We start from the raw sequence: 9,861 nt of genomic DNA on the forward strand, positions 1-9,861 counted from the left end.
CGCCAGGTCGATCAGCAGACCGGCACCATCCTGGTGAAGGGCGAGTTTCCGAATGCCGACACCCGCCTGTGGCCCGGCCAGTTCGTCGACACCGTCCTGACCCTGCGGGTCGAGCAGAACGCCCTGACCATCCCCGATCTGGCGGTGCAGACCGGCCAGAAGGGCCGCTTCGTCTATGTCGTGAAAGCCGACGAGACGGTGGAGGTCCGTCCGGTCACCGTCGAGCGCAACCATGGCGGCCTCAGCGTCGTCGCCTCCGGGCTGACGGCGGGCGAGCGGGTGGTGGTGGACGGCCAGTCGCGCCTGTTCCCCGGCGCCAGGATCAGCGAGAAGGCCGGCGGCAAGCCCGCAGCCCCCACAGGCGGCGAGACGGCCGAGGGCGGGCGCCAGCAGGGCGCCGCCACCGGCCAGTCCGCCGAGGGCAAGAGCACCGGGGGGGCGACGTGAACCTCTCCGAACTCTGCATCCGCCGTCCGGTGATGACCATTCTCCTGACGGCGGCCCTGGTGCTGAGCGGCCTGGCGGCCTACCGCCAGCTGCCCACCGCAGCGCTGCCGCGGGTGGATTTCCCGGTGGTCAGCGTCACCGCGACCCTGCCGGGCGCCTCGCCGGAAACCATGGCGGCTTCGGTCGCCAGCCCGCTGGAGCGCGAGTTCTCGACCATCGCCGGCATCGACACCATCACGTCGAACAGCACGCTCGGCAACACCAGCATCACCATCCAGTTCGTGCTGGAGCGCGACATTGACGCGGCGGCGGCCGACGTGCAGGCGGCCATCGCCCGCACCCAGCGCCGGCTGCCGGCGGAGATGACGACCCCGCCCAGCTACCGCAAGGTCAACCCGGCCGACCAGCCGATCCTGTTCCTGTCGCTGAACTCGCCGACCCTGCCGCTGGCGCAGCTGAACGACATCGCCGAAACCCTGATCCAGCCGAAGGTCGCCACCCTGCCGGGCGTCGCCCAGGTGCAGATCTACGGTTCGCAGAAATACGCGGTGCGGGTGCAGGTCAACCCCAACGCGCTGGCGCTGCGCGGCATCGGCATCGACGAGCTGCAGAAGGCTCTGGCCGCCGCCAACGCCAACACCCCCGTCGGTACCCTGACCGGCCAGCAGCAGCAGCTGGTGATCGCCGCCAACCCGCAGCTTCCCGACGCCGCCTCCTTCCGCCAGCTGATCGTCGCCTACCGCAACAGCGCGCCGGTGCGTCTCGGCGATGTTGCGCAGGTGCTGGACAGCGTCGAGAACGACCGCACCGCCAGCTGGCTCAACGGCACCCGCAGCATCATGCTGGCGATCCAGCGCCAGCCCGACGCCAACACGGTCGAGGTTGTCGACCGCGTGCGCGAGCTGGTGCCGGTGTTCCAGACCCAGCTTCCCGCCGCCGCCGCCATCCAGGTGGTCAACGACCGTTCGGAATCGATCCGTCAGGCGGTGGAGGACGTGCAGTTCACCCTCGGCCTGACCATCGTTCTGGTCGTCATGGTGATCTTCCTGTTCCTGCGCCGGCTGTCCGCCACCCTGATCCCGGCGCTGGCCGTGCCGATCTCGCTGATCGCGACGGCCGGCGGCATGCATCTGCTGGGATTTTCGGTCGACAACATCTCGCTGATGGCGTTGACGCTGGCGGTCGGGCTGGTGGTGGACGACGCCATCGTCATGATGGAGAACATCGTCCGCTATGTCGAAGAGGGGATGAAGCCGTTCGAGGCCGCCATCAAGGGCGCGCGCGAGATCGGCTTCACCATCCTGTCGATCACCCTGTCGCTGGTCGCGGTCTTCATCCCGATCCTGCTGATGGGCGGCGTGGTCGGGCGGCTGTTCCACGAATTCGCCCTGGTCGTCACCATGTCGATCGGCGCGTCGGCCTTCGTATCGCTGACGCTGACGCCGATGATGTGCTCGCGCTTCCTCACCCACAACCACGACCAGAAGGAGGGCTGGTTCGGCCGCATTCTGGAGGGCGGCTTCTCGGCATTGCTGAACGGCTATGCCCGCACCCTGCGCTGGACCCTGCGCCACCGGCCGCTGATGGGGCTGGTGATGATCGGCACCGTCATCGGCACGGCGATGCTCTATCAGGCGATCCCCAAGGGCTTCTTCCCGACCGAGGACATCGGCCAGATCCAGGTGACGACGGAGGCGCGGGCCGACATCGCCTTCCCGTCGATGGCGGAGCGGCAGCAGCAGGTCGCCGCCATCATGAAGGCCAACCCGGCGGTGGTCGACGTCATCTCCTCCGTCGGCGTCGGCGGCAGCACCGGCAACCAGGGTCGCATGTTCATCACGCTGAAGCCGCGCGACGAGCGTCCGTCGGCCACCGAGGTGATCCAGCAGCTGCGCCGGCAGGTCAACGGCATCCCCGGCATGGCCGTCTACATGCAGCCGGTGCAGAATCTGCGCATCGGCGGCCGTTCGTCCAAAAGCCTCTACCAGTACACCATCCAGGGCCTCGATCTCGACGAGCTGTACCAGTGGTCCGGCCGGCTGGAACAGACCCTGCGCGGCATCCCGATCCTGCAGGACGTGACCAGCGACCTTCAGCTGAACAACCGCAGGCCTATGTCCACATCGACCGCGAGAAGGCGGCGACCCTGGGCCTCGGCGTCGATCAGGTGCGCTCCACCCTCTACAGGGCTTTCGGCCAGCGGCAGGTCTCGACCATCTACACCCCCAGCAACGACTATCAGGTGCTGATCGAGCTGGAGCCGAAATACCAGGGCGACGACAATTCGCTGTCGCGCATCTATGTCCGCTCAACCACCACCGGCAAGCTGGTGCCGCTCGACGCTTTCGCGCGGGTCGAGCGCACCGCCGGCCCGCTGGCGGTCAACCACCAGGGCCAGTTGCCGGCCGTCACCCTGTCCTTCAACCTGGCGCCCGGTGCCTCGCTGGGCCAGGCGGTCGATCTGATCCGCGCGTCGGAGCGGGAGATGGGCCTGCCGCCCACCATCACCACCGGCTTCGCCGGCACCGCCCAGGTGTTCCAGGATGCCCAGGCCGGTCAGGCGCTGCTGCTCTCCGCCGCGGTGCTGGTGATCTACATCGTGCTGGGCGTGCTGTACGAGAGCTTCATCCACCCGCTGACCATCCTGTCCGGCCTGCCGTCGGCGGCCATCGGGGCGCTGGCGACACTGATGCTGTTCAACGTCGAACTCAGCGTCATCGCCATCATCGGCATCCTGATGCTGATCGGCATCGTGAAGAAGAACGCGATCATGATGATCGACTTCGCGGTGGAGGCCCGGCGCAACGGCTCGTCGGCGCGGGAGGCCATCGAACAGGCCTGCCTGCTGCGTTTCCGCCCGATCATCATGACGACGATGGCGGCGATCATGGGCACTTTGCCCATCGCCATCGCCCATGGTGCCGCCGCCGAACTGCGCCAGCCGCTGGGCCTCGCGGTGGTCGGCGGCCTGTGCGTGTCGCAGGTGCTGACGCTCTACATCACGCCGTCGCTCTACCTTTATATGGAGGATTTCGGCCAGTTCATGAGCAGCCTGTTCCGTGGCCGCAAGGCGGACATCCCGCATGGTCCCCCTCATGACCCGATGCCGGCCGGCGGGGACGATTGAGCGAAGCTATTGCCGCTCACCGCATCCGAGCCTATTCCCTCTCCCCAGGGGGGAGAGGGAGAAGCCGGGAGATGGGAACCTCACACCGCGATCTGCGTGACCAGCGGCGTGTTCACCCCGGCGTCGGCGCGGCGGTAGGCGTCGATGGCCTCCGACCAGGGTTCGATGGTCAGGCCGCTGCCCATGGCTTCCTGATGGATGCTCTGGGCGACATAGCCGGCGTTGGGCAGGGCGTTCAGCGGCACCGGACCGCCATTGACCGGGCCGGACTCCTCCGCCGCACCGCCGATGGTGAAACCGCCGGCCGAACCGGCCGCAGATTTCGTCCGCGTCGCCGTCGACTCGGCATCGGCGCGACCGCTGCCTTGCAGGGCGTCTCCGGTCGCCTCGGTGCCGTCCTTGCCGCGCTTGCGCTCCTCCTCGCCGGGAATGCGGCGGATCGGCTGGACCGCGGCAGCATCGCTCGCCAGCATCTGACGCAGCTTCGCAAGGCCCGAACTGGGCATCGCGCTGGTCGGTGCGGGAAGGGCGGCGAGTCCGGACAAGGGGCGGCTACCTCGGAACGGTCAGGGGAGGCAAGGAGAGCGAAGTCCCGTTCATCGAACTATCGCTCATCGTACGATCCTGCACAAACCTCCAGCGCTGCGAAACAGCCTAGTGCGGCAAAGGTTCCGAAATACTTAAAATGCCACAGAAATGTCCCGGACTTGCGGCTCGCCGGCACAGACGAAGGCTCGGCAGGACGGGAAGCGGCTGTTACAGTAGCCCGTTCGATCGCGGACCCGCGTAACGATGGATGGCGTGCCGACCTTGCCAGCCCGATTCCCCGACCCTCCGACGGATCGCTCCCCACCGGCTGACGCGCCCGGCTCGACGTCCGGATCGGCTCCTTTGGCCGGTGACGATCTTGCGGTGCTGGCGCTGGAGCAGATGGACCAGGGCGTGATGATGGTCGATGCCGATCTGCGGGTCCGCATCATCAACCGCCGGCTCTACGAGATGTTCGACGTGCCGGCGGATTACCTGCCCGGTGCCGACTATGGCCAGATCATCCGTTATCTTGCCCATCGCGGCGAATATGGCCCCGGCGACCCCGAGGCCATCGCCGCCGGTCATCTGGAGCGGGCGCGTCGGGCCGAGCCACCCCGTTACGAGCATCGCCGCCCCGATGGCCGCGTGCTGGAGGTGCGGAGCCGCCTGACCTCCGGCGGCGGCTTCGTCCGCACCTATTCCGACGTGACCGAGCAGCGGCGGGCGGAGGACGAGCTTGCGACCCAGCGCCACCTGCTGCGCCTGACGCTGGAGAATATGGGGCAGGGGATCGTCCTGCTGGACCGCGACCTGCACTACATCGCCTGGAACCGCAATGCCCTGGATATTCTCGGCGTGTCGGAGGAGGTGATGCGCAGCAAGCCGGCGCTGCCCGACGTCGTGCGCCACCAGATCGCTACCGGCCTGGTCGACATGCCGGTGGGAGCCCCCGATTTCGGCGACGATCTCGACGCCAAGACCGGCTATCTGATGGACCGGCTGGGCCGGCCGGACCGTGAATTCGTCTATGCCCGTCCCCAGGGCGACGGCCGCTTCATCGAGGTGCGGGTGGTGCCGCTGCCGGACGGCGGGCAGGTGCGGACCTTCACCGACATCACCGCCCGCCTGATCGCCGACGAGGCGCTGCGTCAGAGCCGCGAGATCCTGACCGGGGTGATCGACGCCATCCCGGCGCTGATCGATGTGAAGGACCGCGACGGCACGGTGCGGCTGACCAACCGCTTCTACCGCGACACCTACGGCCCCGCCGCCGCCCCGCCGCCCGGCCCGGCGGCCGACCGCGCCACGGCGCTCGACCGGCTGGTGGTGGACAGCGGCCAGGGCGTTCCCTTCCACGAGGACCGCGCGCCCGATGGCGACGGCGCGATGCGCGACTGGCTGTCCACCAAGATGCCGCTGACCGACGATGACGGCGAGGTCACCCACATCGTGACGGTGGCGCTGGACATCACCGCGCGGAAGCGGGCGGAGGCGGAGCTGCGCGACGCCCAGGCCAGCCTGATCCAGGCGGAGAAGCTGTCCTCGCTGGCCCAACTGGTCGCCGGGGTGGCGCATGAGGTGAACACCCCCATCGGCGTCACCCTGACCGCGATCTCGCATCTGGGCGAGGAGGTCGCCCGCATCCGCACCCTGTTCGAGGAGAACCGCATCCGCCGCAGCGACTTCCAGGACTTCCTGGACGTCGCCTGGGAGTCGACGCGGATGATCCTGTCGAATGTCGAGCGCGCCACCGGTCTGATCCAGAGCTTCAAGCAGGTCGCCTCCGACCAGGCGAGCGGCGAGCGCCGCCCCTTCGACCTTGCCGCCTATGTCGACGAGGTGTTGCTGAGCCTGCGCCCCCGCCTGCGCCACACCCGGGTGAGGGTCGATCCCGACATCCCCGCCGGCCTGATCGTCGACGGCTATCCGGGGGCTTTCGCGCAGGTGCTGTCGAACCTGATCATCAACGCCCTGGTCCATGCCTATGACGAGGGCGAGGCCGGCCGCATCCTGCTGTCGGCCCGCGAACAGCCATCGGGCTGGATCGAGATGCAGTATGCCGACGACGGCAAGGGCATTCCCGCCGACATCCGCCCCCGCATCTTCGAACCCTTCTTCACGACGAAGCGCGGCACGGGCGCCAGCGGACTCGGCCTCAGCATCTGTGCCAACATCATGACCGGCACCATGCGCGGCAGCATCGCGTTGGAGGAGGGTGAGGGGACGGGCACGCGGTTCGTGCTGCGGTTTCCGGTCGGGTGAAGGAGGGCGGCCGCCCCCAGGTCATGGGGACGGCGGTCAGCGAGAGGTCATCACCGTCCCGACATCCGCCTCATGGAGACCGTCCCTTCCTCACCCCGCGATCAGCTCCCTGATTCTTGCCGCCAGAACGTCCATGGCGAAGGGCTTGGTCAGCACCGACATGCCCGGCTCCAACTGGCCGTTGTTCAGCAGGGCGTTCTCGGCGAACCCCGTGATGAACAGGGCCTTCAGCGTCGGGCGGCCGACGCGGGCCAGATCGATCATCTGGCGGCCGTTCATTCCGCCGGGCAGGCCGACATCGGTCACCACCAGATCGATGCGCGCATCCGATTGCAGAAGCCGCAGGCCGGCGGCGCCATCCGCCGCCTCGATGGCGACATAGCCGAGGTCGTTCAGCAGATCCATCACCATCAGGCGCAGGCTCGGCTCGTCGTCCACCACCAGAACGGTTTCGCCCACCTGCGCCGGCGGCGAGACGGCCGTCTCGTCGCGGATCTCCTCCTCCTCGGCCTCGCCGCGGTGGCGGGGCAGATACAGGCACACCATGGTGCCTTCGCCGACTTCCGAATAGATCTTCACATGCCCGCCGGATTGCTTGGCGAAGCCGTAGATCATCGACAGGCCCAGCCCGGTGCCCTGGCCGATGGGCTTGGTGGTGAAGAAGGGGTCGAAGGCCTTCTCGATCACGTCCGGCGTCATGCCGGTGCCGTTGTCCGACACGCAGAGCGAGACATATTGCCCGGGCTGCATGTCCTGCAGCCGTGCCCCCTCCTGATCGATCCAGCGGTTGCCGGTCTCGATGGTGATCCGGCCGCCGCCGGGCATGGCGTCGCGGGCGTTGATGCACAGGTTCAGCAGCGCGTTTTCCAGCTGCGACGGGTCGACCATCGTCGCCCACAGGCCGGACATGCCGACCATCTCCACCTGGATGGCCGGACCCACCGTGCGCTGGATCAGCTCCAGCATGCCGCTGACCAGCCGGTTCATGCTGACCGCCTTCGGCGCCAGCGTCTGCTGGCGGGAGAAGGCGAGCAGCCGGTGGGTCAGCGCCGCCGCCCGCCGCACCGCCCCCTGGGCGGCGATGATGAATTTGTCCAGCTCGTTGACGCGGCCCTGGTCGACGCGGGCGGCGATGCGTTCCAGGGCGCCGGAGATCCCGGCCAGCAGATTGTTGAAGTCGTGCGCCAGCCCGCCGGTCAGCTGTCCGACCGCCTCCATCTTCTGCGACTGGCGCAGCTGCTCCTCGGCCCGCATCAGCTCGGCGCCGCGTTCGGCGACGCGCTGCTCCAGCGTCTCGTTCAGCGCGCGCAACGCCGCCGCCGCCCGGTCGCGCTCAGCCTCCACCGCCCGGCGTTCCTGGACATCCAGCAACACGCCGGGAAAACTCAGCGCCCTGCCGTCCGGCCCAAGCTCGACCCGTCCATTCGCCTCGATCCAATAGTAATTCCCGTCGGCCCGCTTCACCCGATATTGATGGGCATAGGCGCCGCCGCGGGCCAGCGCCTTCTGGATCGCGACGATCAGTCCAGGCTTGTCGTCGGGATGGACGTTGACAATCACCTGTTCCAGGCTCAACCCGTCGCGTCCGAGCGACGGGTCGAGGCCGAACGCTTCGGTGAAGGCCTGATCGACGGTGAAGCGGTCGCCGGGGATCTCCCAGATCCAGGTGCCGATGATGGCGCCGGCCGCCAGCGCCAGCTGGACGCGCTGCACATTCTCGCGCGCCAGCGCCTCGCTGACCCGCAGGGCCTCTTCCGCCCGGCGCCTTGCGGTGATGTCGCGGAACAGGACGGCGACCTGGCGCCGGCCGACCGGTTCCACCCGTGTGGCCGAAACCTCGATATAGCGTTGCACCAGGGCGAAATACCGCTCGAACCGGATCGGCTCGCCGGTGCGCAGGACATTGCCGTACAGCTCGATCCAGCCGTCGGCCTCGTCCGGGGCCAGCGTGCGCACCGCCATGCCGACGATGCCGCGGATGCCGGTCTGCCGCTCGTACCCGTCATTGGCTTCGATGTGGATGTAATCGGTAAGGTTGCCCTCGGCATCCTCACTGAACTCGATGATGCAGAAGCCGTCTTCGAGGGCGTTGAACAGGGCGCGATACCGATCGTCGCTTTGCGCCGATCCATCCAGCGCTGTCTGCTGATCTGCCACCCGGTCTCTCCATCGGCCGGCAGGACGGGCGTCCCGCTTCGATCCTGGTGTCTTATCATGAGCAACTTTCCGGGCAACCAAACGAAATGGGTATGCGAAAGGAAAAATGCCGGGAAGCGGCAAGGACCACTGGACTCCTTGCGAATTCGCAATGCCAGCCGCCATCCTTGAAATTAGCGTGTGCTCATATTCTCAACCCAAGGCCGCGTATCGCGGCATCGGACTGGAGCACATGTCATGGCGAGCCACACCGACCTGAACGCCCCGATCTATGAGCATGTCAACCCCGGCATTTTCGTGCTGGGGGTGCTGGCGGCGGCGGTCCTGCTGCTGATCCTGCCGATCGGCTTCCTGTTCCACCCCACCATCATCCTTTATGCGGCCCTGCTCGGCACCGCGCTGTTCTTCGTTGCCATCTGGAAGATGACCGCCGGGTCGAAACGCCCTTGATGCGGTTGGACCTGACGGGGGCGGCCGCTCCGGTCGCGCGGCTTGCCAAAGCGGAAGGGCGGCCAATGCCACCCTTCCTCTGACCCAGCTTGTCAGCTTCCCTGTCCTCCCCCCGATCCTCAAGCCGCGCGGATGCCGGACAGGAAGCGTTCGACCTCGGCCTTCATCTGTTCGGACTGCCGCGACAGTTCGCCGGCGGCGCCCAGCACCTGGGTCGCGGCGCTGCCGGTCTGGGTGGCGCCCTTGCTGACCTCGGCGATGTTCACCGTCACCACCTCGGTGCCGCGTGCCGCTTCCTGGACGTTGCGGGCGATCTCGCCGGTGGCCGCTCCCTGCTCCTCGATGGCCGACGCGATGGAGGTGGCGATCTCGTTGATCGCGGTGATGGTGCCGCCGATCCCGGTGATGGCGTTTGCGGCTTCGCCGGTCGCCTGCTGCATCGCCAGGATCTGGCCGGCGATCTCCTCCGTCGCCTTGGCGGTCTGGTTGGCGAGGTTCTTCACCTCGCTGGCCACAACGGCGAAACCCTTGCCGGCCTCGCCCGCGCGAGCCGCTTCGATGGTGGCGTTCAGCGCCAGAAGATTGGTCTGGCTGGCGATGTCGGTGATCAGCTTCACCACGTCGCCGATGCGCTGGGCGGCCTCGACCAGCCCCTGGACCTGCCGGTTGGTCGCATCCGCTTCATCGACCGCCTGGGCGGCGATGGTGGTGGACCGCGAGACCTGCGCGCTGATTTCCGAGATTGACGCCGTCAACTCGTCGGTCGCCGACGCCACCGTCTGCACGTTGACCGACGCCTGCTCCGCCGCCGCCGCCGTGCTGGCGGCCTGCCTGTTGGTCTGATCGGCGGTGTGCGACATGCTTTGCGCCGTGGCGTCCAGTTCGGT

6 protein-coding genes and 1 pseudogene are annotated in these 9,861 nt (G+C 67.8%); 4 read left to right on the top strand and 3 right to left on the bottom strand.

The genetic code is table 11. From position 1 onward, the window contains the following. Both I71_RS14050 and I71_RS14055 read left to right on the top strand, forming a co-directional pair. Positions 1–447, top strand: a 447-nt coding sequence (locus I71_RS14050) for an efflux RND transporter periplasmic adaptor subunit (RefSeq protein ID WP_042695477.1), incomplete at its 5' end; no start/stop codon positions are given. Continuing rightward, a pseudogene (locus tag I71_RS14055) lies at positions 444–3,574 on the top strand (efflux RND transporter permease subunit). The gene I71_RS14050 and the pseudogene I71_RS14055, both read left to right, overlap by 4 nt. An 80-nt stretch (positions 3,575–3,654) precedes the next feature. Here I71_RS14055 and I71_RS14060 read toward each other — a convergent pair. After that, a complete protein-coding gene (locus I71_RS14060) occupies positions 3,655–4,119 on the bottom strand; it encodes a hypothetical protein (protein ID WP_244433828.1) in 465 nt (154 codons plus the stop codon). Between the two features lie 346 nt (positions 4,120–4,465). Between I71_RS14060 and I71_RS14065 the strand changes: the two genes are divergently transcribed. Next, positions 4,466–6,367 (top strand): PAS-domain containing protein, encoded by a 1,902-nt coding sequence (locus I71_RS14065; RefSeq protein ID WP_244433829.1) that lies wholly within the window; start codon positions 4,466–4,468, stop codon positions 6,365–6,367. 90 nt (positions 6,368–6,457) lie between these two features. Here the strand turns inward: I71_RS14065 and I71_RS14070 are convergent, their stop codons facing one another. After that, positions 6,458–8,524 (bottom strand): ATP-binding protein, encoded by a 2,067-nt coding sequence (locus tag I71_RS14070; RefSeq protein WP_244433830.1) that lies wholly within the window; start codon positions 8,522–8,524, stop codon positions 6,458–6,460. Between the two features lie 237 nt (positions 8,525–8,761). Between I71_RS14070 and I71_RS14075 the strand changes: the two genes are divergently transcribed. Next, positions 8,762–8,974: a hypothetical protein gene (locus I71_RS14075; RefSeq protein WP_042695479.1), complete on the top strand. Its 213-nt coding sequence runs from the start codon at positions 8,762–8,764 to the stop codon at positions 8,972–8,974. Positions 8,975–9,093: 119 nt separating this feature from the next. Here the strand turns inward: I71_RS14075 and I71_RS14080 are convergent. Further along, a partial coding sequence (locus tag I71_RS14080) for a methyl-accepting chemotaxis protein (protein WP_042695480.1) occupies positions 9,094–9,861 on the bottom strand: 768 nt, incomplete at its 5' end.

The sequence above is a fragment of the Azospirillum sp. B506 genome (assembly GCF_000333595.1).
Lineage (GTDB): Bacteria > Pseudomonadota > Alphaproteobacteria > Azospirillales > Azospirillaceae > Azospirillum.

Bases quoted from the DNA above. Each gene is read 5' to 3' on its own strand.
- I71_RS14075 (WP_042695479.1), top strand. From the start codon at position 8,762: ATGGCGAGCCACACCGACCTGAACGCCCCGATCTATGAGCATGTCAAC.